Annotated in this window: 20 protein-coding genes and 2 tRNA genes; 12 read left to right on the forward strand and 10 right to left on the reverse strand. The window is 58.8% G+C overall.

All coding sequences use genetic code 11. The features are described from left to right. Nucleotides 1-8: 8 nt before the first annotated feature. From UM93_RS05755 to UM93_RS05775, 4 genes are all read right to left on the reverse strand, one after another. The gene (locus UM93_RS05755; protein WP_324606751.1) at nucleotides 9-686 is read right to left on the reverse strand and encodes an ATP-dependent Clp protease proteolytic subunit; all 678 of its coding nucleotides are present in this window, start codon (nucleotides 684-686) and stop codon (nucleotides 9-11) included. 46 nt (nucleotides 687-732) lie between these two features. After that, complete coding sequence (locus UM93_RS05760; RefSeq protein ID WP_422784950.1) at nucleotides 733-1,365, reverse strand: ATP-dependent Clp protease proteolytic subunit; 633 nt, start codon at nucleotides 1,363-1,365, stop codon at nucleotides 733-735. 328 nt (nucleotides 1,366-1,693) lie between these two features. Continuing rightward, entirely contained in the window at nucleotides 1,694-3,103 is a 1,410-nt protein-coding gene (gene tig, locus UM93_RS05770) for a trigger factor (RefSeq protein WP_045074286.1), read from the reverse strand. 58 nt (nucleotides 3,104-3,161) lie between these two features. Next, nucleotides 3,162-3,234 (reverse strand) — tRNA-Pro (locus UM93_RS05775). A 155-nt stretch (nucleotides 3,235-3,389) separates the two neighbouring features. Between UM93_RS05775 and UM93_RS05780 the strand changes: the two genes are divergently transcribed. Next, nucleotides 3,390-3,463, forward strand: a tRNA-Gly gene (locus tag UM93_RS05780). 192 nt (nucleotides 3,464-3,655) lie between these two features. Continuing rightward, the gene (locus UM93_RS17060; RefSeq protein ID WP_052663650.1) at nucleotides 3,656-4,936 is read left to right on the forward strand and encodes a D-alanyl-D-alanine carboxypeptidase family protein; all 1,281 of its coding nucleotides are present in this window, start codon (nucleotides 3,656-3,658) and stop codon (nucleotides 4,934-4,936) included. 17 nt (nucleotides 4,937-4,953) lie between these two features. Here UM93_RS17060 and UM93_RS05795 read toward each other — a convergent pair whose 3' ends face one another. The 4 genes from UM93_RS05795 to UM93_RS05810 all read right to left on the reverse strand — a co-directional run bounded on the left by UM93_RS05795 (nucleotide 4,954) and on the right by UM93_RS05810 (nucleotide 8,194). Beyond that, nucleotides 4,954-5,835 (reverse strand): Fpg/Nei family DNA glycosylase, encoded by an 882-nt coding sequence (locus UM93_RS05795; RefSeq protein WP_045074287.1) that lies wholly within the window; start codon nucleotides 5,833-5,835, stop codon nucleotides 4,954-4,956. A 20-nt stretch (nucleotides 5,836-5,855) separates the two neighbouring features. Then, a complete protein-coding gene (locus tag UM93_RS05800; protein WP_045074289.1) occupies nucleotides 5,856-6,338 on the reverse strand; it encodes a ribose-5-phosphate isomerase in 483 nt (160 codons plus the stop codon). 77 nt (nucleotides 6,339-6,415) lie between these two features. Further along, complete coding sequence (locus UM93_RS17065) at nucleotides 6,416-7,387, reverse strand: hypothetical protein (RefSeq protein WP_052663651.1); 972 nt, start codon at nucleotides 7,385-7,387, stop codon at nucleotides 6,416-6,418. A gap of 12 nt (nucleotides 7,388-7,399) precedes the next feature. Then, complete coding sequence (locus UM93_RS05810; protein WP_045074290.1) at nucleotides 7,400-8,194, reverse strand: aspartate dehydrogenase domain-containing protein; 795 nt, start codon at nucleotides 8,192-8,194, stop codon at nucleotides 7,400-7,402. Between the two features lie 92 nt (nucleotides 8,195-8,286). Between UM93_RS05810 and pepN the strand changes: the two genes are divergently transcribed. The 7 genes from pepN to UM93_RS05845 all read left to right on the forward strand — a co-directional run bounded on the left by pepN (nucleotide 8,287) and on the right by UM93_RS05845 (nucleotide 18,240). Further along, a complete protein-coding gene (pepN, locus tag UM93_RS05815) occupies nucleotides 8,287-10,836 on the forward strand; it encodes an aminopeptidase N (protein ID WP_045074292.1) in 2,550 nt (849 codons plus the stop codon). Between the two features lie 126 nt (nucleotides 10,837-10,962). Continuing rightward, the gene (locus tag UM93_RS05820) at nucleotides 10,963-12,285 is read left to right on the forward strand and encodes a F390 synthetase-related protein (RefSeq protein WP_052663652.1); all 1,323 of its coding nucleotides are present in this window, start codon (nucleotides 10,963-10,965) and stop codon (nucleotides 12,283-12,285) included. Then, the gene (locus UM93_RS05825; protein ID WP_045074293.1) at nucleotides 12,282-14,585 is read left to right on the forward strand and encodes a GNAT family N-acetyltransferase; all 2,304 of its coding nucleotides are present in this window, start codon (nucleotides 12,282-12,284) and stop codon (nucleotides 14,583-14,585) included. Before UM93_RS05820 ends, UM93_RS05825 begins: the two co-directional genes overlap by 4 nt. A 57-nt stretch (nucleotides 14,586-14,642) precedes the next feature. Further along, complete coding sequence (locus UM93_RS05830) at nucleotides 14,643-15,638, forward strand: 3-oxoacyl-ACP synthase III family protein (RefSeq protein ID WP_234399388.1); 996 nt, start codon at nucleotides 14,643-14,645, stop codon at nucleotides 15,636-15,638. Next, on the forward strand, nucleotides 15,635-16,828 hold the full coding sequence (locus UM93_RS05835; RefSeq protein WP_045074297.1) for a cytochrome P450: 1,194 nt from the start codon (nucleotides 15,635-15,637) through the stop codon (nucleotides 16,826-16,828). Before UM93_RS05830 ends, UM93_RS05835 begins: the two co-directional genes overlap by 4 nt. Continuing rightward, nucleotides 16,825-17,736: an NAD-dependent epimerase/dehydratase family protein gene (locus UM93_RS05840; protein ID WP_045074298.1), complete on the forward strand. Its 912-nt coding sequence runs from the start codon at nucleotides 16,825-16,827 to the stop codon at nucleotides 17,734-17,736. Before UM93_RS05835 ends, UM93_RS05840 begins: the two co-directional genes overlap by 4 nt. A gap of 33 nt (nucleotides 17,737-17,769) precedes the next feature. Then, nucleotides 17,770-18,240 carry an OsmC family protein gene (locus tag UM93_RS05845; protein WP_045074300.1) on the forward strand — a complete coding sequence of 157 codons (471 nt, stop codon included), beginning with the start codon at nucleotides 17,770-17,772 and terminating at the stop codon, nucleotides 18,238-18,240. A 13-nt stretch (nucleotides 18,241-18,253) separates the two neighbouring features. Here the strand turns inward: UM93_RS05845 and UM93_RS05850 are convergent, their stop codons facing one another. Further along, complete coding sequence (locus UM93_RS05850; protein WP_045074302.1) at nucleotides 18,254-19,255, reverse strand: NAD-dependent epimerase/dehydratase family protein; 1,002 nt, start codon at nucleotides 19,253-19,255, stop codon at nucleotides 18,254-18,256. 72 nt (nucleotides 19,256-19,327) lie between these two features. Here UM93_RS05850 and UM93_RS05855 point away from each other — a divergent pair, with 72 nt between their 5' ends. Next, nucleotides 19,328-20,041, forward strand: coding sequence for a mechanosensitive ion channel family protein (locus UM93_RS05855; RefSeq protein ID WP_045074303.1), 714 nt, complete (start codon nucleotides 19,328-19,330; stop codon nucleotides 20,039-20,041). Then, entirely contained in the window at nucleotides 20,038-20,499 is a 462-nt protein-coding gene (locus tag UM93_RS05860) for a globin (RefSeq protein WP_082057029.1), read from the forward strand. Before UM93_RS05855 ends, UM93_RS05860 begins: the two co-directional genes overlap by 4 nt. 45 nt (nucleotides 20,500-20,544) lie before the next feature. Here UM93_RS05860 and UM93_RS05865 read toward each other — a convergent pair whose 3' ends face one another. Next, a complete protein-coding gene (locus tag UM93_RS05865; protein WP_045074305.1) occupies nucleotides 20,545-21,294 on the reverse strand; it encodes a DUF8185 domain-containing protein in 750 nt (249 codons plus the stop codon). A 332-nt stretch (nucleotides 21,295-21,626) separates the two neighbouring features. On the opposite strand from UM93_RS05865, the gene UM93_RS05870 reads away from it, so the two are divergent. After that, a complete protein-coding gene (locus tag UM93_RS05870) occupies nucleotides 21,627-22,541 on the forward strand; it encodes an acyl-CoA thioesterase (protein ID WP_045074306.1) in 915 nt (304 codons plus the stop codon). Nucleotides 22,542-22,616: the final 75 nt, after the last annotated feature.

Here is a 22,616-nt window from a genome sequence, read left to right on the forward strand (position 1 = left end):
CGCGCTGACTACTTGGCGATAGCCGCTGGCTTGAGCTTGCGCGACTCCAGCACCTGATCAATCAGTCCGTAATCCAGCGCCTCCGCTGCGGTCAGGATCTTGTCCCGCTCAATATCGTTGTTCAGCTGCTCAGGCGTCCGCCCGGAGTGCTGAGCTAAAGTTTCTTCCAACCAGGTGCGCATCCGCATCACCTCATTGGCCTGGATTTCGAGATCCGAAGCCTGGCCGCCCTGCCCACCAGATAGCGCGGGCTGATGGATCAGCACCCGCGCGTTTGGCAGAGCCAACCGCTTCCCCGGTGTGCCAGCCGCCAACAGCACAGCGGCTGCGCTAGCCGCTTGGCCCAGGCAGACAGTCTGGATCTCGGGCCGAATGTACTGCATGGTGTCGTAAATAGCCGTCATCGCGGTAAACGAGCCACCGGGAGAGTTGATGTAGAGGGTGATGTCACGATCCGGATCGGTGGATTCGAGCACCAGCAGCTGCGCCATAATGTCATCGGCACTGGCGTCGTCCACCTGCACGCCCAGGAAGATGATGCGATCTTCGAAGAGCTTGGTGTACGGATCTTGACGCTTGAACCCGTAAGGGGTGCGTTCTTCGAACTGCGGGAGCACATAGCGCGAGCTGGGCAGATTAGCTGCCGCCCCACCCATCTGCACGTTGGCGACGTTCTGCGTCCACATTGCGGCGGGACCTGCGGCGGTGAAATTGCTAGTCATGATTCTCTTTCTACTTCGCGTTCGTTCCGCCGCCACCGGCAACCGAGCCGGCGTGAGCGCTGATCTTATCGAAGAAACCGTATTCCAGAGCTTCTTCCGCGGTGAACCACTTATCCCGATCGTTATCTTTGAGGATCTGCTCAACGGTTTGCCCGGTCTGCTCTGCGGTCAGTTCGGCCATCACCTTCTTCATGTGCAAGATCAGTTCGGCCTGGATTTTGATGTCCGAGGCGGTTCCGCCAATGCCACCGGAGGGCTGATGCATCAGAATACGCGCATTAGGAGTGGCATGGCGCTTGCCTTTGGTGCCGGAAGAGAGCAGGAACTGCCCCATCGAAGCGGCCAAGCCGGTGGCCACCGTGACCACATCGTTCGGGATGAACTGCATGGTGTCGTAGATCGCCATCCCAGCCGTTACCGAACCGCCCGGGGAGTTGATGTAGAGGTAGATGTCCTTCTCTTGATCCTCCGAGGCCAGCAATAGCATCTGCGAACAGATCATATTGGCATTGTCATCGCGAACCTCAGAGCCCAACCAAATGGTGCGCTGTTTGAGCAGTCGATTGTATACGTAATCGTCCTGGCCGCCGGGCTCGCCTGCCATCCGCGGAGTCGCAGGAACGGAATTTACCAGTTCAGTCATGGTTTCTCACTCATCTCATTTGACCTGTATCGCTACATGGACAGTAGCCTTTTCCGGCCGCGATATCTTCCGCAAAACGGTGCTGTTCGCTGACGGCGCAGTCGCCCTGCCGTGGGCAGATTCGCCCTCGGCTGAAGCCCGGTTCTACCAATGGCTGCGCGGCGAAAACCGTGCGCAACAGACAGGCTTTCGGAATTCCACGAACGACACCGAACTGGCGACTGCGATGCCCGGAGGAATCTTGGTTTATCGACTTAAAAGCACTAGGCCATTTTAAAAACACTAGGTCGTTGCCCGGCTCGGGCAACGACCTAGTAAAACTGAGAGCTTAGAAGCGCGCGGCGCCCGGGTCGTCGCCAGCGGGTCCGACCGGCACGTCCTCGGGCCCCTCTGATTCGCCGGCTACCCCGGCGGCCTCGTTGAGAGCCGATTCAAGTGCCGGATCCACAGCGGGCTTCACGAACTCGGACAAGTCAACCTCGGCGCCTGCTGCATCGGTCACCTTTGCCTGACCGAGAACTACCGCGAGAGCCTTGCGACGGCGAACCTCGCCGACAACCAAAGGCACCTGACCTGACTGGTCAAGCATCTGGGCGAACTGGTTCGGGTCCATGCCGTACTGACCAGCGGAGTTGACGATGTAGTCAATCAACTCAGCCTGAGAGACCTCGATCTCTTCCTTATCGGCCACCGCATCCAGGATGATTTCGTTCTTGAAAGAACGCGCCGCATTCTCGCGGACCTCGGCGCGGTGCTCCTCGGTGTCGTGCTCTTCTTCGCCGTGAGAGTTGGCCGGGTTGAAGTGCTGTTCCAGCTGATCCTCAATCACGGACTCCGGTACCGGCACCTCAATTAGCTCAACGAGCTTCTCGAGCACCTTATCGCGAGCTTCTACGCCCTGCTCAACTGTCTTGGACTGGTTGACCTGGGTCTCCAAGTCTTCGCGAAGCTCGGCGAGGGTATCGAATTCGCTGGCCAACTGAGCGAAGTCATCGTCCGCGGTGGGCAGCTCCCGCAGTTTGACTGCGGTCACCTTGACGGTAACTTGCGCCTCTTCGCCGGCGTGCTCACCGCCGACCAACTTGGTGTCAAAGATCGCTTCCTCGCCAGCGCTCAGCCCCGTGATTGCTTCATCGAGGCCTTCCAGCATGGTGCCGGCGCCGACCTGGTAGGAAAGGCCGGTAGCGGAATCAACTTCTGCGCCATCAATCTTGGCCAGGATGTCGATAGTAACGAAGTCGTCATTTGCGGCCGGACGCTCGGCCGGGACCAGGGTTCCGAAACGGCCGCGCAGATCGTCGAGTGCCTTATCGACGTCGGCCTCGGACTTCTCGGCACTGGTCACCTCAACGGCGATACCTGAGTATTCCGGAAGCTCAACCTCGGGGCGAACATCCACCTCAACCTGGAACTTCAGTTCGCCCTCGGTGGCAGAAGGGTCGGGCACTTCGGTGATTTCCACCTCGGGACGAGAGAGCGGGCGAATACCGGTCTCGGCCACGGCGCTCTGGTACCAGCCATTCAGACCTTCGTTAACTGCGGTCTCCAGCACGTAACCACGGCCCACTCGCTGATCGATTAACCGATTCGGCACTTTGCCCTTGCGGAAGCCCGGAATCTGAACCTGCTCCGAGATGGTCTTGTAGGCCTCATCGATGCTTGGCTTCAGTTCGTCAAAAGAAACTTCGACGTCGAGCTTGACCCGGGTGGGCGAGAGGTTTTCGACAGCGCTCTTCACTGAGTATTACTCCTGAGATGGATGTTTTTCACTTTGGGGTCTTGCTGATCTTGCTGTGTCGGGGCGACAGGACTCGAACCTGCGGTCTCCTGCTCCCAAAGCAGGCGCGCTAGCCACTACGCTACGCCCCGCGACGCTCGACAAGTCTACGGCCTCAAGGCCCGCTGTGCACATCGGAATGATTTTCTTCGTAGAAATCGGTGATTTTGCGCTCAAAAACACAGCTCACGAGGGTCCCAGCTTGACAGCCTAGCGGCTAGGTATGATGTAGTTATCTCTGTCCTTCGGGGATGTAGCTCAATGGTAGAGCCTCAGTCTTCCAAACTGATTACGCGGGTTCGATTCCCGTCATCCCCTCCAGTGTCTGTGGAATGAGCAGTTCCCGGCTTTCAGCGTTTTCTTGCTCAAGAGCTCCGCTTGAGAAATCGAAATTTAATTATCAAATGTTTATTACATTTACCTTATAACTCAGTTTCTCCCGTTACGCTGAAAAGAAGACATGGAATTTAAGCGCGAGATTCTCCTACTCGATCCTCGCAATTAGGGAGTACTTTGAAGACCGCAACAGCACTCACCAGTTTCTTTGTAGCCCTTGCCACCCTATTCATCGCAGTTCCTACCGCTTCTGCAGCCAGCCCCGGCGAGACTGCCATCGCCAAGGCCTATGCAGCACCTGGGGTGGCTGGCTATTTGGGTGCCCCGAGCGCCGCTGTGGTCTGTGGTTTACGGGACGGCGGCTGCGCCCGGGCCTATCAGAATGGCTCCATCCACTGGACCGCCAGCACCGGCGCCCACATCACCCACGGCGCCATCCGCACCGCCTGGAAAAACATCGGCGCCCAAAACAGCTACGCAGGCTACCCCATCACCGACGAAATCTGCGGCTTCAAAAACGGCGGCTGCTACCAAGCCTTCCAAAACGCCTCCATCCACTGGACCGCCAACACCGGCGCCCACATCACCCACGGCGCCATCCGCACCGCCTGGAAAAACATCGGCGCCCAAAACAGCTACGCAGGCTACCCCATCACCGACGAAATCTGCGGCTTCAAAAACGGCGGCTGCTACCAAGCCTTCCAAAACGCCTCCATCCACTGGACCGCCAACACCGGCGCCCACATCACCCACGGCGCCATCCGCACCGCCTGGAAAAACGCCGGCACCCAAAACGGTTACCTGGGTTACCCGAGCAGTGATGAAATGTGTAGCGCTGGAAGCTGCCGACAAAACTTTCAAGGCGGTTATATTACCTGGACGGCGGCCAGCGGGGCACGCAGTTTTTTCAGTACCATCGTGGTCAACAAGAAACGCCCGCTCAGCCCGATTAGCTACGCACCCGCCTCACTGACCACAATCGGTAGCATTCAGCTAGAAACAACTGCAGCGGCAAAGGCCCAAGTGATGATCAATGCGGCAGCCAGCGCCGGGGTCAAGCTAACCACGGTGAGCGGTTACCGCTCCTACGCTACGCAGCAGGGCCTCTACGCCAACTATGTCAAGCTCTACGGACAGCAACAGGCTGATTTGATCTCTGCCAGGCCAGGCTATAGCGAGCATCAGACCGGCTTGAGTTTCGATATTGGTGATGTCTCCGGCTCTTGCAGCCTGCAGGCTTGCTTTGAAAACACTCCGGCCGGTTCGTGGGTACGAAACAACGCCTGGCGTTACGGGTTCATTGTGCGTTACCCGAACGGTTACACCGGAACCACCGGTTACGCCTATGAGCCGTGGCATCTGCGCTATGTCGGAACAACCATTTCCGCTGACCTGGTGCAAAGCAAGATCCCAACTTTGGAACAGTATTTTCACCTGCCAGCCGCGCCTAACTACTGAGAAAGGCCGACCGCCGATCAGCTATTGCCCGGCTGCTGACAGCCTGGGCAATAGTAAAGTTTGCGGCCCGCCAGCTCGGTCATTAATACCGTTTGCGGGCAGTGCAAGCAGCGTTCTCCTTGTCGCTGGTAAACATAATTCAGCGCACCGGAGGATCGCTGCTCGGCCCTTTCAGTGGTGATGATTTTGCCTGCTTGGACCCCACGGGCAAGCAACAACACGGCGTCTGCCCACAACGCCGCGACTTGCCCCGGCTGAAGAGAGCTGCCCGGTTGCCACGGATCAATACCATTGCGGAACAACAACTCTGCACGGTAAATATTGCCAATTCCGGCGACTACCGACTGATCCATGAGCAGCCCCGCGATAGCACTAGCACTTTTCTTGGCAAGTACATTGCGGCCAAATTGCTGGCCGGCATCGGCTGCATCGCGCAGCGGGTCCGGTCCGAGTTTGGCGATTTGCGCCACCAGCTCTTGCTCGGTCAGCAATTCACAAGCGCTCGGCCCCCGCAAATCTGCCCAGCCATGCTCGGTTTGCAAACGCAACCGCACCGCACCGACCGGGGCGGGGGGCCCACAATAGCCTTCATCGCTGGCAGCTAGCTCTCGCTCACCGATTCGGCGGGGCGCTCCAATGCTTGAAGCGCCCCTGAAGCTTTCATCCCCGCCGAAATCCCAGGCACCGTAAAGTCCTAGGTGCACTCTCAGGGTTAGCTCATGATCAAAACTGATAAAAAGTTGCTTGCCATGTGCATGGGCGGAGACCAAGAGTCTGCCATCGATTTTCTCCGCACCGGAGCTGAACCGACCTTGCGGGCTACTTGCAAGAACTGGCTGACCGGAGAACACATCGTTGAACTGACGGGCCAGCCTGTGAATGGTGTGTCCTTCAGGCATCGCTGATTTTCCGTGGCGCGTTATTCGCTGATCTCACCGGTTTGTTCGAAGCCGGCGATTTTTCCAATTCGCCGGACATGACGCTCAGCCTCGCTAAAGGGTTCGGCGAGGAAGATCTCAATCAGCGAGGTGGCTTCCTCGACGCTGTGCTGCCGACCGCCCACGGCCACCACATTTGCATCATTATGCTCTCGGGCGAGTTTGGCAGTTTCTTCGTTCCAGACCAAGGCGGCGCGAATACCCCTCACCTTATTGGCGGCAATCTGCTCACCGTTCCCCGAACCACCTAAAACAATGCCGAGCGCAAAAACCCCGGCGGCGGTATCTGCCATCACTGCTTGTGCCGCATGAATGCAGAAGACCGGGTAGTCATCTTCAGCGTCATAACTTTGCGGACCATGGTCTACAACCTGATAACCACGCTCGGTAAGGTGCCTAATCAGGTGAGCGCTTAGCTCCAGGCCGGCATGGTCGGTTCCAATGTGAATGCGCGGGGTCGTCATAAATCTCAGCCTATCGCGTGCTGCGCCTCTAACCACAGCCGCGGTCCTGCACCGTCAGTGGGGCAACGGCGGGCAGACTAAGCAGCACCCTCGATAGCCTGTAGATATTCGAGTACTTCCTGGGCATGGGCTTCGTTTCGGACTCCCACCAGCAGCTCCGCATCGGCACCTAGTTGTACCCGGACGGCATAACCGCTCCGGGCGATAAATCGCTGTTTGCCAGGCTGCCGCCGCCAGCCAGGACCTCCGAGCCGCCACAGATCAATTTTTGTCATCTCCACGGAGCTAATTCGTTCCATCGGGATCGTGCAGACGGGCAATAAGCCGGCAATTTTCAGCTTGAGCAGTCGCTGCGGCTGGGAGGTCGAGCTGATTTCCAGCCGGGCCGATAGATTAGCCATCACGAACAGCACCACGACCGCAAGACCCAAGGCCAGCCACGGTGAAAGCAATAACAGAAGACTGCCAAGCAATAAAAGGATCATGACTAGAAAAACATAGCTTGAGCTTCGCGCGATGATCCAGAAGCTCAGAGCGGGTTGACCGAGGAGTGCGGCCTGAGCTTCCAAAAGTGCCTGATCGTCGCGAGGAGTCCAGAGCGGTGTGGGCTGGTAGACGAACATCATGATCACCCCGAGTGCCAGTGCAGCACCACCACCCAGCGCGAGCACGATCGAGTCGATTGTTCCGCCGTCAGCCGTTTTCAGGCCCTGTTGCCCCATCAAAAAGGCCGCACCGACAGTAGCCAAAAAGAGGCTCAGGGCAACCGCAAGGCCCATCAGCACGCGACGTAACCATCGGCGTTGCAAGCGCGCTCCGGCAAGCACGCCACAAAGCGAACCAACCACGCCGATCGCGATAGCTGTACACACAACAAAAGCGGGAAAACTAATTGTCAGATCGGCATCTGAACCATCCCAGTGAAGTCCCATTGGCTCTGGAACACCACGGCGCAAAAATAGGGCCACTGCAGCAAAGCAAAAGGCGACGGCCCAAGGAAAACCAATACCAAAACCCAAGAAACGTCGATCGAACCGTTGCTCAGTCATCTGGAAACCCGCTCAAATGAACTTCCCGGCGGGCTCAGCCAAGCGGAGCAGCCCAGCGAGCAAGGACCGCGCGGTCAGCCCGCTGCTGCTGGGTTGCCGAGGATTCGGTTGATTACGAATCTGGAAATGGTACTCCCCCGATCCGCCACTCGCGGTGATCAGGTGTTCGGTCAGCCTGGCCGCTGGATCGGCAACCAGGCTGACCCGCACCTTGGCCAGGTCCCCAACCGCCAGCCCCAGCGCAACAGCCACATTGAGCGAGGCCGGAAATTTAGTGATCGCTTCGGCCGGTGAGCCACTAAAAATAATGCTTGGCTCAACAGCGTCCAGCAGGTCTTCGAGTTCCTGCTCGGACATCCAAGCCTGCTTTAGCGCTGCTGGCTGCTTACGGGTTTCCAGCTGCACCCAATCAATTCCCCCGCTCGCCGCGGCAGCGCTGAGAAGGTCGAGGCCACCAATTGCGCCGGTGGTGGGAAAAGCTCGTCCTGGCCCGCCTTCCAAAACCGCTCTTCGGGTGGCAGAGTCCGCAAAGGCGCCGATAGATGTCACCAGGAAGTCTTTTCCAGCATCAATAATCCGTGGACCATACTCGGCTACAGCCTTCACGCCAGCAGCCTCAACCACAACATCAGCTGACTCGAGAACCTGTTCAAAGCTCAGCCTGGGCACGCCTTGCTGCTGAGTTTCGGCTGAAAGTTCGTGTCGGCTCAGCAGCCCGAGCAGCCGCAGTTGCTGATGCGCTGTCAGGTAGCCGCGCAGGTCGGTGGCAATTGCTCCGTCGCCGACGATCGCTAGATTAAGTGCCATTACTCCAGTCTGTCAGCATGATGAAAGAATGGCTTCATCTCTGCCCGGTAATCTCCGGGAGTTATCTCATTGAAAGGCTGATAATGCCAGGAATGAACCTGACGCGGGAAGAAGCGCGCACTCGTGCGGAGTTGCTCAGTGTCGATTCGTATCACGTCGAGCTAGACCTGACCCGCGGCGAGCGGGTTTTTGGTTCCACCACGACTGTACGTTTCAGTGCCAAAGACGGTGCCAGCAGTTTTATTGACGCGATTACTGATACCGTGCACTCGGTGACGCTCAACGGCGTCGTACTTGACCCGGCTGAGGTCTCGGACGGGGTGTATATCAAGCTGCCCAACCTCGCTGAGCAGAACACGCTCACGGTGGTTGCCGATGCGCTTTACACCAACACCGGCGAAGGCCTGCACCGCTTCGTCGACCCGGTCGACCAAGAGGTCTACCTATACAGCCAGTTTGAGGTGCCAGACTCTCGACGGATGTTCGCGGTTTTCGAGCAACCCGATCTCAAAGCGACGTTCAGCTTCACCGTCACCGCTCCGGCGCATTGGGACGTCGTCTCCAACTCCCCCACTCCGGCCCCGGTCGAAACCGCCGCCGGAGACGACGGTGGCGCCCGCAGCACTTGGACTTTTGAGCCCACTCCGCGGCTTTCTTCTTATGTCACCGCGCTGATCGCCGGGCCGTATCAGAGCGTCCGCAGCGAACTGACCAGCGCCGATGGACGGATTATCCCGCTCGGCGTGTTCGCGCGTAAATCCCTGATGCAATACCTGGATGCCGAGAATGTCTTCACGCTGACCCGGCAAGGTTTCGAGTTCTTCGAAAAACAATTCGGTACCGCTTATCCTTTCGCTAAATACGATCAGCTCTTCGTGCCCGAGTTCAATGCTGGTGCAATGGAAAACGCTGGTGCGGTGACCTTCCTGGAGAACTATGTTTTCCGCTCTAAAGTCACTGAAGCTCTGGTGGAGCGCCGAGCCATCACCATCCTGCACGAACTCGCGCATATGTGGTTTGGCGATCTGGTCACCATGCGTTGGTGGAATGATCTGTGGCTCAATGAGTCCTTTGCCGAATTTATGTCGACCTTGGCAGCTGCGGAAAACACCGAATTCGTGCAGGCGTGGACCACCTTCGCCTCGTTGGAAAAGTCGTGGGCTTATCGCCAGGATCAGTTACCTTCGACGCACCCGATCGTGGCGGAGATCCGCGATTTGGAAGATGTTCAGGTCAACTTTGACGGCATCACCTATGCCAAGGGCGCTTCCGTTTTGCGTCAGCTGGTGGCCTGGGTCGGTCAAGAGGAGTTCATGGCCGGGGTGCGCGAGTACTTCGCCAAGCATTCCTGGGGTAACACCGAACTGCGAGACCTGCTTTCCGAACTCGAGGTCTCCAGCGGTCGTGATTTGAAGGAATGGTCAAAGCTTTGGTTGGAAACCGCCGGGGTGAACACGCTACGGGCGGAGATCGGCGAAGCCGACGGCAAGATCACGGGCTTCGCGATCTTGCAGTCAGCGGTTGCTGACTACCCAACGATTCGACCGCACCGTCTCGCCGTTGGTTTCTACAACCTCGATGAGAACGGAAAACTTGTACGCAGCCATCGAGTGGAACTCGATGTCGCCGGCGAGCGCACCGAGGTCGCTGAGCTGATTGGCTTGGACCGCCCAGCGTTGATCCTGTTGAATGACGACGATCTGGCTTATGCGAAGATCCGTCTCGACGAGGCCTCATTGGCTACCGCAACGGCTCACCTCAAGGACTTTGCGGAGTCGCTGCCACGCACCCTGGTCTGGGCCTCCGCTTGGGATGCTGCCCGGGATGGTGAAACGCCAGCTCGTGGCTATGTGGATCTGATCCTCGCCAATATTGGCTCCGAATCTGATTCCTCGGTGGTCACCGTGCTGCTACGCCAACTGCAGACCACGCTCAGCCTCTACGTCAGCCCCGAAGCTCAACACGAGACGGTAATTGCCGCCGCCGATGCCTTGTGGTCGCTCTTCACCCAGGCTGCACCCGGTTCCGACTCGCAACTGCAGTTCGTTAAAGCCTATGCGGCCTTGGCACGTACCGCCGAGCAACTCGACGTCGTCGCGGACCTGCTGAGCGGTAAGTATCAATTGGACGGACTAGAGATCGACCAAGATCTGCGCTGGGATCTGCTCAGTTCGCTGGTCGCCGGTGGCCGCTTGGCGCAGGCTGACATCAACACTGAACTTGAGCGTGACCCCACCCAGAACGGTCAGCTCGCTGCAGCCGCTGCCTCGGCCGCAATTCCGACGCCGGAAGCAAAGCGAAGCGTCTGGCAGCAAGTCGTGGTGGACGGTAATTTGCCCAATGCGGCGCAAAGCTCGGCGATCACCGGTTTCAATCGGGTCAGCGACACCCGCCTGCTTGAGCCATTCGTGGACGAATACTTCGGTGCAATTCGCCAGGTTTGGGCGGAGAAATCACATGAGATTTCCTCGACCATCGTCAATGGTCTCTACCCCGTCCAGCTGGTATCGCAGGCAACTCTAGATGCCACCGACAAGTTCCTTGACGAGCTAGGCGAGGAAACTCCAGCGCTTCGTCGCCTGGTCGTCGAGAACCGAGACGCCGTGGTTCGCGCGCTCAAGGCACAGGCCGCCGACCGCTAAAACAGAGTCATACATAGTCAGATACAGTCACTGAAAGTTATGGCCTGCCCCGGTGGCAGGCCATAACTTTCAGGATTAAGACTTTCGAATGGATCAATTGTCTGTCGAAGCGTTTAGACTGCTGCCATGGACCAGTCTGCGGATCGACGGATTGAGCACTGGCGGAGCACCCTGGCCACACGCCGAGAGCAGTTCGCCGCGTTAGCAGCGTTCTGCCGGACGCGTTGGGGATATCGCTTTGGCAACCGCACCGCACTGCTGCGCTGGCAGCACAAACGACTCAGTAGAATGCTGCGGACTCGGACCCTCGACTGGGCTTCGCTCCCGGTGATTGACAAGGCTACGCTGCTGGCCGATTTCAGCAGCTACAACAGCCAGGGCATAGGGCTTGAGAAAGCACTATCGGCTGCTAAGCAGAGCGAGCGAAGTAGGGACTTCAGACCCGAGTTGGCTGGCCTGACCGTCGGCCTTTCCAGCGGAACCTCGGGTAAACAAGGAGTGTTTCTGCTCAGCTCCCGCGAGCGCCTGCTCTGGGCAGGCACCATTTTAGCCAGACTACTCAGCACCGAATCCCTGCGACAGCTCGTCCAGCCTTGGCGACCCGCATTGCGGATTGGCTTCCTGCTTCGGGCCGACAGCAATCTCTACAATACGGTGCGCAGCAGTCGGGTCAGCTTCGATTTCTACGACCTCCTCGAGCCGCTTGAAGATCACCTGCAGAAACTCGAGCAACGGCCACCGGATCTGCTGGTCGGCCCGGCGTCGGTGCTCGCCGAACTCGCAAGGCAGCAGCTAAACGAGGAGCTGCACATCACGCCTCGCCAGTTAATTTCGGTCGCTGAGGAACTCGACGACGCAACAGCCGAGCTACTCGAGCGAGCTTTTCGAGTGCGACCCGCCCAGGTCTACCAGGCAACCGAGGGTTTGCTGGGCTTTAGCTGTCGCCGGGGCAAGCTGCACCTGAACGAACAGCATGTCTTTTTCGAGAAGGACTGGCTTGACGCTGAACACACCAGGTTCAGCCCGATCATTACCGATTTCACCAGAAGCACTCAGTTCATCTTGCGCTATCGCTTAGACGACGTCCTTCGGCTTGCCGATCACCCCTGCGATTGCGGCAACCAGGCACTCACCCTCGCCGCTGTTGATGGCCGCGCCGACGCGGTGCTCAGCTTCGACGGCGTGAAGCTTTTCCCGGACTTGATCCGACGAAGTATGGCGCTGGCTAGCTCGGAGTTTGACGATTGGTCGCTAAGGCAGCGTGAATCGGGGCTGCTGATCGCGTTAAAAAACCCCTCGGCAGCGGCCATCGCCTCGGTACGGCGCGAACTAGGCAGGCTCTTTGATAGCCATCACCTCGCACTACCTACGCTGACGTTCGTGGATTGGCAGGCCCCGCTACCGGGGGCCAAGCTGCGGCGAATATTCTCTCAACTGGCCGCCTCGTGAAAAGCGTCGTCCTGACCGGCGGTCGGGCACCCATTGCTGGTGAACTAGCCCGGCATTTTGGCGAGGCTGGCTATCGAGTCATCGCGGCTGAAAGTAGCACCAATCTCTTGGCGGCCAGCCCCTTTGTCTCGGCGAGCTATCGACTTCCCTCGCCGCGTTGGAACCCGCAGGCCTTCGCCGCCAGTATCGAAGAAATGATCCTTCACTTTGACGCAGAATTGGTGCTCCCCAGCTGTGAAGAAGTTTTCTGGCTCGCCGAGGCAGCAAAAGGTGGCGCTCTTCGGCGACTCCGCGAGCGCCTTTTCGCGGCAGATATCTCGGTATTGAATCAGTTGCATCACAAGGTGCGGTTTATTGAATTGATAGCCCGGCTGGGCTTCAGTGCCCCACAAACCATCCAGATCGACTCGCTGGCTCAGTTCGGCCAGCTATCCCGAGGACGGCTAGGCAGCCCAGTGAATTCACCGGCCATAGTACTCAAACCCGCCTATTCTCGCTTTGGTGCAGGTACGCTGATCGTCCCTCCGGGTGCTCAACTACCGAAGCTGCCGACAGTTACCGCAAGTCGGCCCTGGCTAGTCCAGGAGTTTCTCACTGGTGAGGAATTCTGCCTGAGCGGCGTCTTCCGGCAAGGCGAACCACGCGCCCTCTCTGTCTACCTGCCACGTTGGCGCACCGGCGGCAGCGGGGCTGGCAGGTACTTTCAGCCGATTCCGAACAGCGACCGAAAGTATCTACAGGCGACCGCACTAGCCAAGCGCTTGGCGAACGAACTGAATTACACCGGATTCCTCAGCCTCGACCTGATCGATACTGCAAGCGGGCCGATGGCTATTGAGTGCAACCCACGCCCGACCAGCGGCTTGCACCTGCTGGAGGGCAATCTTGCCGATGCCCTGCTAAGCGACGGGCCGCCATTATCGGCCAGCCCCCGGGCTAAGAAACTGAGCCTGGCCGCCACTGAACAATCTTTACGCAAGCCTTCAGAGTGGCTAAAAGCTCGCTCTGCGCTGCGCGGCACGGTGCCGATACATCAGCAGCTCAGAGTAGCCGGCTCACTGCTTGGCAGTGCCTTTCAGCACCGGTTCAGTCCGCTGGAGGCCAGCACTTACGATCTGCAATACGACGGCCCAGTGCCCCCTCTCGTGCAGGGAACCACTGAACAGCCAAGCACGAGCGCACCAGGTGACCGGTGGCGGAAACAAGCCTTTACGGCGCTCCGCGACCCACGGACCGGTCGCAGCATCGGCATTAGCAACGCCAGCACCAGGCTGGCGGAAATACGAGCCGACGGTCGCTTCCTGCCGATTACACTGCCAGAGCAGCAGCCCAGCCGTTCCACCGAGCGAAGCACCCGGGAGCAGCATCAGACCTATCTACTCTCCCCCTATGGCCACTACATTGGCTTTGCCCAGGACGAACTAGCTGAACTGCACTCCCCGCGCCTTGAGGCATTACTCAGGCCGCTCATTCGCCTGCTGGGCCGGGCGCTGCAATGGGGAGGTATCGATCAGCTGCTGCTGGTGAACAATGCGCTCATTTCCACCAATCTGCATCCCCCGATCAACTCAACCGAACTACTCCGGCTCACCGATCATTTACGCACCGAACACCCTGGGCTAGCCATTGCCTGGCGCAGTGTACATGGCCGGGATAATGACTTCCCCGAACAGTTGCGAAACGCGGGCTACCGACTAATTCCGGCCCGTAGCGTGCTGTTCGTGCCGACAATTAATCGGGAGTTCGCGCGCCGTCGAGACTACCGTCGAGACGAGTTGCTGTTCAGCTCCTCCGAGTACCAAGTGCGCGCCGTGACCGAACCGTCCAAGGCGGAGAGTCGCAGAATGATTGAGCTCTACCGAATGCTCTACATCGAGAAATACTCCAGTTACAGTCCTCAATACACCGAAGACTTCGTTGCGCGCAGTGCCCTGCATGGCATGCTGAACTACCTGGTGCTGGAGCGAGAGGGGCGGATCGACGGGGTGATCGGCTATTTCATTGCCGAAGGGTATCTAGCTGCCCCTTTCCTTGGCTACGATCTGAACAAACCTCAGGAGTTAGGGCTCTATCGAATGCTCAATGTGCTGATTACTGAAACCGCGTGGCAGCACTCGGTCACCGTGCACGCCTCCTCGGGGGTTCCGGCTTTTAAGCGCTCCAGGGGCGCGGAGCCGGAAATTGAATTTCTTGCCGTCTATTATCGTCATCTACCGTATCGGCAACGCCTGGTCTGGCAGCTTCTCGATGGTATTATCAATTCGATAGCTCAACCCATGATCGCTAAGTTCGAGCTGTGAGGGACGATGCACAACAGCAGCAGAATAGCCTCGCGGATATCCTCAGTCGGGGTATATTTGCCCGCCGAAACCCGGAGCACCGAAGACACAGAGGAAAGACTCCGCCGGCAGAATCCGAGGCTCAGCCTGCCCTGGGGTCTGATCTCAAGGATTACCGGCGTCGAGCAGGTGCACCTTCGCCCAGACGGCTGGCAAACTTCAGATCTCGCGGTAGCCGCGGCCCGACATGCCTTACTCAGCGACGATCAGCCCATCGAACTACTGATTTTCGCTTCGGCCAGCCAAGACCTGATCGAACCTGCCACCAGTCATATTGTGGCAGCCAAACTGGGACTCACTTGCCCTGTTATGGACGTGAAAAATGCCTGCAACTCAGTGCTCAACGCTTTACAGGTAGCAGATGCGCTGATCCGCACCGGCCAATACGGCCGCGTGCTGGTAGTTAGCGGCGAGCAACCAAGTCATGCGGTGCGCTGGGAGCTGGAAAATAAAGAGCAATTCCTCAGGTCATTTCCCGGGTACACCATGAGCGACGGCGGAGCGGCCGTCATCTTAGAACGCACCGTGGTCTCAGCAACCGAAGACGGTGACCAGCCGCCGCTCGCCGCACATCTGCTCGGCGGACATTTCGTGGCTGACTCTCGCCATTGGCAGATAGGCACCCTGGGTACCGGCGGCTCGATGGATCCGCACGCCCGCCATGGCAGCTACTTCGATATGGATGGCGCCGCGCTCCGCGAGGCCTTCCTGGAACTCGGACCGGAACCTGTTGCAAAAGGGCTGCGCAATCTCGGCCTGAGCCTCGATCAATTGGACTTCATGGCCATTCACCAGGTGGCAGCGCCGATTTTAGCCCCGGTGATGGCGACCCTCGGTCTTTCCACCGCACACTGCCTCGACACGGTGAGCCAGCACGGTAACCTCGCCTCGGTAACCCTCCCCTTGCAACTCAAGCTAGCGCGCGAGGCAGGGCACATTGGCCCGGGCAGCCTCGTCGGTCTGGTCGGCCTGGCCGGCGGAATCTCACTTGGCCTGATGGTGGCCAGGTTATGAGCACAGTGACCGATCGGCCAGCCAGCGCCAGTCCGCGATTGGCCGCGCGATGGGAATCCAAGGTGCAACGAGCCGCCCACCCGTTGAGCTACCCAGCCTTGCAAGCCGTTCCCGGAGGGCTACTCCGGGTACCTAAGTTGGGGATCCTGGTCAAGGATGCCCAGCTCGTTCGCGAGGTGCTCAAACAGCCCGAAACCTTTGCCAAAAACGGTCCTGGCACCTCTTCCGATCTTTGGACGCCAGTGCTGGGCGAAAAAGTACTACTCAATATGTCCGGTCAGGACCATGCCCAGCTGCGCCGAAAACTCTCGCCGTTGTTCGCGCCGGGGTTCGTCGAAGCCCTCAGCCGCAAGGCCTTAGCGCCTCATCTGGCCACGCTCACCCAGCAACTCGCCTCCGGACAAGCGGTCGACTTGGTACAAAAGTCTCACCTGCTCTCCTCAGAAGTTATCTCTCAACTGGTCGGCCTACCCGCCGGCCAAGTGCACGACGACGCTTTTTACCAACAGATTCACCGGATCAGCGGCTCGGTTCGGCTGCGGAATCTCGGCCTATCGGAGCAACAGCTTCGGCAGGCTCGGGAGTTAATGGAAGGGTTGACCGGTGCTGCAAAGAGCGCCTATCAAAGTGGTGACCCGGAAACCATCCCCGGACGAATGCGTGAACTTGGCCTGAGCGAGCAGGAGGCCCTGGGCGCCGTGGGTGCCTTCGCGCTCACCGGTACCGAGACTCTCACCGCCTATATTCCCCGACTGATTGCGCTGCTGATCGACTCAGGTTGGCTTCCTCGCGTTGCTGCTGCGCGCCAATTGAGCGAGGCCAGCATTGCCGAAGGGCTGCGGGTGACCACCCCCGTGTTAGTCATGCTCAGGCACGCTCGCAGTGCAGCAACCCTGGGCAGACTGCGGGTAGCGCCGGGTGAGCGGCTGATCCTACTGGGATTCCGAATCAATCAGCTCTCAGGAACGTTCGATCCGCAAAGGAATTCGGCCGCCGAACTCAAGCAACTATGGTTTGGCGGCGGCGTGCACTTCTGCTTGGGGGCGCCACTGGCGATGGCGCAGACCCGCCTGGTCCTGGATGCACTGCTCAACGTAGTGAGCGAATCAGGTCCGTTGCGGATTAGCTCAAGACAAGCCGCGCGCAGAGTGCTCATCCCCGCTTATCAACGACTTCTCGTGACACGATGAAGATTCTGGTGACCGGGGCCAGCGGGTTTATTGGCGGCGCGATAGCCAGCAGACTCAGCGACCACGGCCATCACGTGATTGGCACCGGTCGCACTCTGCCCGGCTGGCTTAGCCCGAAAGGCTCACGGTATCTGAGCTGGGACCTCTTCTCGGCTCCCCCGGTCGACTCCGTCGACGTAGTGGTGCATTGCGCAGCCCTGGTCGACGATCAATCCTCGCTTGCCAAGGCGCTGAGAATCAATCGTGACGGCACTCTCGCGGTCCGCAAAGCCTTTCCTGATGCCCGGATGGTGCTGCTCTCTTCCTCAAGCGTTTATGACTCGGCTGGCCCGCATCACCACGTTACCGAAGATGCGGCATTGGGACATCGGTTACTGGGGAGTTACGCGCTTTCCAAATTCGCGGCGGAGCGGGCAGTCGCCGAATTCTCACAAACCATTGCGCTTCGTCCGCATGCTGTCTATGGACCGGGAGATAATACTTTGCTGCCCCGAATCGAGGCCGCTGTGCGGGGCAACTCGCTGGCATTGCCCCGCGGTGGCCAAGCGCTGCACGCATTGACGCATATCGATAATCTCTGCGCAGCGGTGAGCGGTGCGGTGCTCAGCAGCACGGTGGGGGTCTTCAATATCACCGATGCAGAGCCGCTCCCGCTGGCTACGGCCATCACCGAGTTACTCAATCGCCGTGGGCGCTCTCCGGTGATCCGTCCGGTGTCGCTCCGCTTGGCACTGACTCTCGCCGCGGGCGCGGAGAGACTTCCGGCCAAGCTTCGTAGCCGGTCGCTACCAAGCAGCTATGCTGTCCATCAGCTAGCACATGAGCACACTTACTCCCTGGAAAGAGCCAAGCAACAGCTGGGCTACGACCCGCTGCCCAGCAATTTCTCCGGGGCGGAACATTGGTGACGAGAGAGGTTCCTGCGAGGATAGGATCAAGTTATGGCGCTTAATCAACATCACTATGAAGTGCATACCGAGTGGACCGGCAATCGGGGCGAAGGCACCGCGACTTACCGTGCCTACGGCCGGGATCACACCATAAACTCCGCCGATCTTCCGCAAATTCTCGGTTCGGCTGACGCCACTTTTCATGGTGATAAGGATCGTTGGAACCCGGAATTGTTGCTGCTCAGCGCGCTCAGCGAATGCCACATGCTTTCCTATTTGCACGTAGCTGTGACGCATGGAGTGGTGGTGACCTCCTACCTTGACCGGGCCGAAGGAACGATGATTCTGAATCCCGACGGCAGTGGGCAATTCGAATCGGTAACGCTACGCCCTCAGGTTGGTTTAGCCGATCCGAGCCAAGCCGAACTGGCCGAGCAGCTGCACGCCGAAGCCTCGTCGAAATGTTTTATTGCTCGTAGCGTCAACTTTCCGGTGCATCATCAGGTGGCCCAGCAAGCCTGAATGGCATGCCGTTTCACGGCAGCTCTGCTATCAGAGCCTTTTCTTTCGCCGCGCTCAGACCAGCGCGACGTTCCCGAGTTAGGCCGCGAGATCGTTCGTCCTGCAAAACGGCTTTAAGCGTTTCGTCAAAAGGTCTGGGGCGCAGGCCGACTCGGCGAGCGGCCGAGCCGTCGCGCTGGAACATGCCGGCCGCTTCTGCTGGTAGCCAGAGCGGCAGAGAATCTTCACCTGCCCAATAGTTCACGCCCTGTTCCAGCAGCCACTCCTCCGGTGCCAAACGTATCTGCCCGCGGTAGCCGCTGGCTTCCAGCGCAGCCCCCAGCAGGGTCTGCATTGGCACCTCATCACCGACCACGTCGTATGTCCCAGCCAGGGCGTTCTCCATGCCGTCCAGCAACCAAGCAGCGAAATCTCTGACATCAATCACCTGAGTTTTCGCGCTTGCGGCTACTGCGGGGGCCAACACCGGTTCATTATCGCGGGCGAACCTGGCTGGCCAGTAACCGTAGCGGTCGCTCGGGTCGCCAGGTCCACAGATCAATCCTGGCCGGGCCACCAGAAGCTGTTCCGGGCTGAGCGCCTCACGCAGAATCTTCTCGCAGGAGACCTTCGCTTCACCGTAGTGTTCGAGCGGGTCCTGGTCCTCGGACCATTCAGCTAGCAATTGATCCGATTCGTTGCCCGACGGCGTCGAATGATCAGCGTAGACGGAGACTGTTGAGACGAAGGCCCAGTGTTTTGTGCGTGTCGATAGCGCTGTCACAGCGGATTCCACCTGATTGGGTATTCGCGAGACATCCAGTACTGCGTCCCAAGTCTGCTCATCTGCTAGTGAAGCTAGTAAAGACCGGTATGCGTCGGCGCCTTGCTCTCGGTCGGCAGTGACCAACTGCACACCCTTCGGAACCGGGTGTGTGCCCCTAGCCAACGCCGTCACCTGGTGCCCGCGCTTCACCGCCAGTCGTGCCACCGTACGAGAGAGAAACATGGTTCCGCCGAGAATGAGAAGTCGCATACTACTCAGCGTAATGCTGCAAGAATGGAAAAGGCAGAGCTTCAATCTGCTCTGAGAGGAGCGCAAACTTAAGTGAATTGGCTAGACGACCCGGTACTCAGAGGCCTGACTAAAACGGCTATCAGCATCGTGATTGGATTGCTGGTTTGGTGGATCGGCAGGTTCGTGATCGGACGCTTAGTGCGCCGAGTGCGCGAAGGCAGTGCGGTCTTTCATAAACGGGGACTGCGCTGGGTACAGCCCGTGCTGCGACCGCTGGACTCCGAACGCCGGGTGCAGCGAGCGGAAACGGTCGGTTCTATCCTGTCCTCGCTGCTGAGCGTTGTGGTGGTGGTCATCGTTGGCTTGTATATTCTGCTTGCCTTCGAAGTCAATGTCGGTCCACTGCTAGCGAGCCTGGGTATTGTCGGCGTCGCGGTTGGCTTCGGCTGTCAACAATTGATCAGAGACTTCCTGGCTGGAATTTTCATCACTATTGAGGACCAGTACGGCATTGGCGATGTCATTGAGACCTCCGAAGTTGTCGGCGAAGTTGAATCGGTGGGTTTGCGAATCACCCGGGTACGGGCCAAAGATGGTGCCATCTGGTACCTGCGCAACGGTGAGATTCTGCGCGTCGGAAATCGCTCGCAGGGTGACTATCAGGACCCCGACGAGTCCGAAGAAGCAAGTAGCCCGCACTCTCCGTTGCCCCCGCGCTCTGCTTTGCCGGAGCGTAGCACTGAGTCGGAACACTCCAATGAACCAGCTAAGTCAGAGAAACCAGCGCAAAGGGCAGGCGAATGACCGAGAACACTCCTGGCACACCCATCCCATCCCGTTTCGGTGAACCGCTCGCCAAACTCGTGCCGGTGGGAGGTTTCCAAGCGCCGCCGGAGAACTTCTACGAAGCCGTCGGCGGTCATCAGACCTTCGCCGCCCTGGTACATGAGTTCTATCTCCGGGTGGCGGCCGACGAAATCCTCCGGCCGATGTACCCCGAGGAAGATCTGGCACCGGCTGAGCGGCGGATGCTGTTGTTCTTGGAGCAGTATTGGGGCGGCCCACGCACTTATCTGGAGGAGCGGGGGCATCCCAGGCTGAGGATGCGGCACGCCCCTTTTGCGGTCACCCCGCAGGCCAGGGATCGTTGGCTGAAACTCATGCGAGAGGCCTTAGACACGCTGGATCTACCGCCGTTACATGACGCCACGCTCTGGGATTATCTGGACCGGGCAGCTCATTCGATGGTGAATTCTGGATAGTTCAGCGACCCCACTGGGCCTTAGTTTTTGCTATTAAGAGCTGTTTTAGAGAGCGGCCGCAGGACGAATCAAGACGTGACCAGCTGGGCTACTTAGTCTTAGCCAGCGCCCGGAACGGTACAGCCTAACCTGACTCTGCGGTGCCCAGAATCCTAGCGCGAAGCCTGCAAAAGCTGCCCCTCCGGGCAGTTCCGGATAGTTTGCCATTGCTCTGCCCCAGACTGAAGCTCTCGCGTTATTGACGATCAACGCGCCCGGGTTGACCGGAATAATCTGCGCGATTTCGCGGACCCCCTCCTTGGCGACTGCTATCAGCGTTTCGCTGGCCAGCACTGCCTGCTCCAGCCAATCGGAGCGGGGCGCGCTGAGTGCCGCCCACGATTCATTCACGGTTACGGTGGGCAGTGGTAATTCGACGTCCGTTTCGTCGAGCCGCGCCAGTCTGTCGGATACCGAGGCCAAGGAGACAGTGCAGTCGAAGCTTGCGGAATTTTCGGAGTTGTCGGAGCTGTTGGAACCGGCGGTACTGTCGGAACTTTTGGAATTTTCTGTACCGTCGGTACTGGCGAAATCTTTTGCCGGATGATCGGCGGCTGCCAATGCCATCGTCCGCAGACCGAGAATGGTCGGGGTTCCTTCGCCTAAAAGCCTTGGCCGCATCGAACAGGTCCAGGCAGCCAATACTGGGCCGGTCGACTGCAGACGAATGGCCCCATCGTCCACCGCTCGGGCACGACTAACAAAAGTTCGAAAATCGGCTAATGTCCGAGGGTCTGCGAAGCGAATACTGCTCATGCCTCATCTTCGCAAAGCTCACCCCACAGACCAAAAAGTGTGCTGCAAAACACGTAAATATCCTGGTCTAAGAGATAGTAGCTTGCCAACTCAGCGGGCTGAAGGCGTTCGACCCCGATTGAGTAAGCCTCCTATCGATTCAGCCTCCTATCGATTCAGCCTCCTATCGATATTGCTAAGCCCCTATTGATACCGCTGACCGGATCGGATCGGCAGGGGTGGCATACCGTCCATCGATCAGGTGGCAGCCTGGAAGAGAGTTGCGGCTCGGTCCGCGCCTGAGAAAGCTCAGTCGCTCCTTGCTCGGTCAGTCAACGGATAGGCTTAGGAGCATGACTGACGATGCACTAGCCCCGCTGCATGACCTCTTAGAGTTATTGAATCTCAGCGACGCTGGCGGCGCACGCACCGATGAGGATATTTTCGTCGGTAGCTCACAAAAACGATATTCGCACCGGGTATTCGGGGGTCAGGTGCTGGCCCAGTCGCTGATAGCTGGCACCCGCACGGTACAGGCGAGCCGAGCGGTGCATTCCTTGCACGGCTACTTCTTGCGAGCCGGTGATGCAGACCAGCCAATCACTTTCGGAGTGCAAAGGCTGCGAGATGGACGTTCCTTCTCGGCTCGACGGATTCATGCCTATCAGAACGGCGAACCCATCCTGTCCATGATTGCTTCTTTCCAAGAGCCTGATTTCGGAATTGATCATCAGGACACCATCCCCGAAGGCATCCCAGATCCGGAAAGCCTGCCCAGTGCAGAAAAACTGCTAGGGCACCTGGATCATCCCCTGGCGAGAGCGACGTTCCAGCGTCCCTTCGATATTAGACATGTCGGCAATAACCTATATCTGAAGAATGCAGACGATGACCGCAGACCGTATCAAGCGGTGTGGTTGAAGGCCATCGGAGCCTTCCCTGAGGACGCAAACCTGCATCGCGCCGCGCTCGCTTTTGCCAGTGACTACACTTTGCTGGAACCCTCACTGCGGCCGCACGGCTTGACCTGGACCACCCCCGGCATGTCGGTGGCCAGCCTCGATCACGCCATGTGGTGGCACCGCCCGGTTCGTGTTGATGACTGGCTGCTCTACGTTGCTGCATCGCCGAGCGCTTCCGGAGCCCGCGGACTCAATATCGGTAAGTTCTTCAACCGGGAGGGCGTGCTGGTTGCCTCGGTCGCGCAGGAAGGTATGATCCGAGTTCCTGAGCAGCTGCTCAAAGCCGAGGACGGCACCTCGTTCTAGACCCGCGATGGGGAACCGATCGTACTGGCTTAATCGTACTGGCTTAAGGATATCGGGATTGCCTATTGGTCTGCG

Source organism: Psychromicrobium lacuslunae (assembly GCF_000950575.1).
GTDB lineage: Bacteria > Actinomycetota > Actinomycetes > Actinomycetales > Micrococcaceae > Renibacterium > Renibacterium lacuslunae.

Bases quoted from the DNA above. Each gene is read 5' to 3' on its own strand.
- UM93_RS05850 (WP_045074302.1), bottom strand. From the start codon at position 19,255: ATGCGACTTCTCATTCTCGGCGGAACCATGTTTCTCTCTCGTACGGTG.
- UM93_RS05755 (WP_324606751.1), bottom strand. From the start codon at position 686: ATGTGGACGCAGAACGTCGCCAACGTGCAGATGGGTGGGGCGGCAGCT.
- UM93_RS05840 (WP_045074298.1), top strand. From the start codon at position 16,825: ATGAAGATTCTGGTGACCGGGGCCAGCGGGTTTATTGGCGGCGCGATA.
- UM93_RS05865 (WP_045074305.1), bottom strand. From the start codon at position 21,294: ATGAGCAGTATTCGCTTCGCAGACCCTCGGACATTAGCCGATTTTCGA.
- UM93_RS05810 (WP_045074290.1), bottom strand. From the start codon at position 8,194: ATGGCACTTAATCTAGCGATCGTCGGCGACGGAGCAATTGCCACCGAC.
- UM93_RS05870 (WP_045074306.1), top strand. From the start codon at position 21,627: ATGACTGACGATGCACTAGCCCCGCTGCATGACCTCTTAGAGTTATTG.
- UM93_RS05795 (WP_045074287.1), bottom strand. From the start codon at position 5,835: ATGCCTGAAGGACACACCATTCACAGGCTGGCCCGTCAGTTCAACGAT.
- UM93_RS05835 (WP_045074297.1), top strand. From the start codon at position 15,635: ATGAGCACAGTGACCGATCGGCCAGCCAGCGCCAGTCCGCGATTGGCC.
- pepN (WP_045074292.1), top strand. From the start codon at position 8,287: ATGAACCTGACGCGGGAAGAAGCGCGCACTCGTGCGGAGTTGCTCAGT.
- UM93_RS05845 (WP_045074300.1), top strand. From the start codon at position 17,770: ATGGCGCTTAATCAACATCACTATGAAGTGCATACCGAGTGGACCGGC.
- UM93_RS05820 (WP_052663652.1), top strand. From the start codon at position 10,963: ATGGACCAGTCTGCGGATCGACGGATTGAGCACTGGCGGAGCACCCTG.
- UM93_RS05860 (WP_082057029.1), top strand. From the start codon at position 20,038: ATGACCGAGAACACTCCTGGCACACCCATCCCATCCCGTTTCGGTGAA.
- UM93_RS17065 (WP_052663651.1), bottom strand. From the start codon at position 7,387: ATGACTGAGCAACGGTTCGATCGACGTTTCTTGGGTTTTGGTATTGGT.
- UM93_RS05800 (WP_045074289.1), bottom strand. From the start codon at position 6,338: ATGACGACCCCGCGCATTCACATTGGAACCGACCATGCCGGCCTGGAG.
- UM93_RS05760 (WP_422784950.1), bottom strand. From the start codon at position 1,365: ATGACTGAACTGGTAAATTCCGTTCCTGCGACTCCGCGGATGGCAGGC.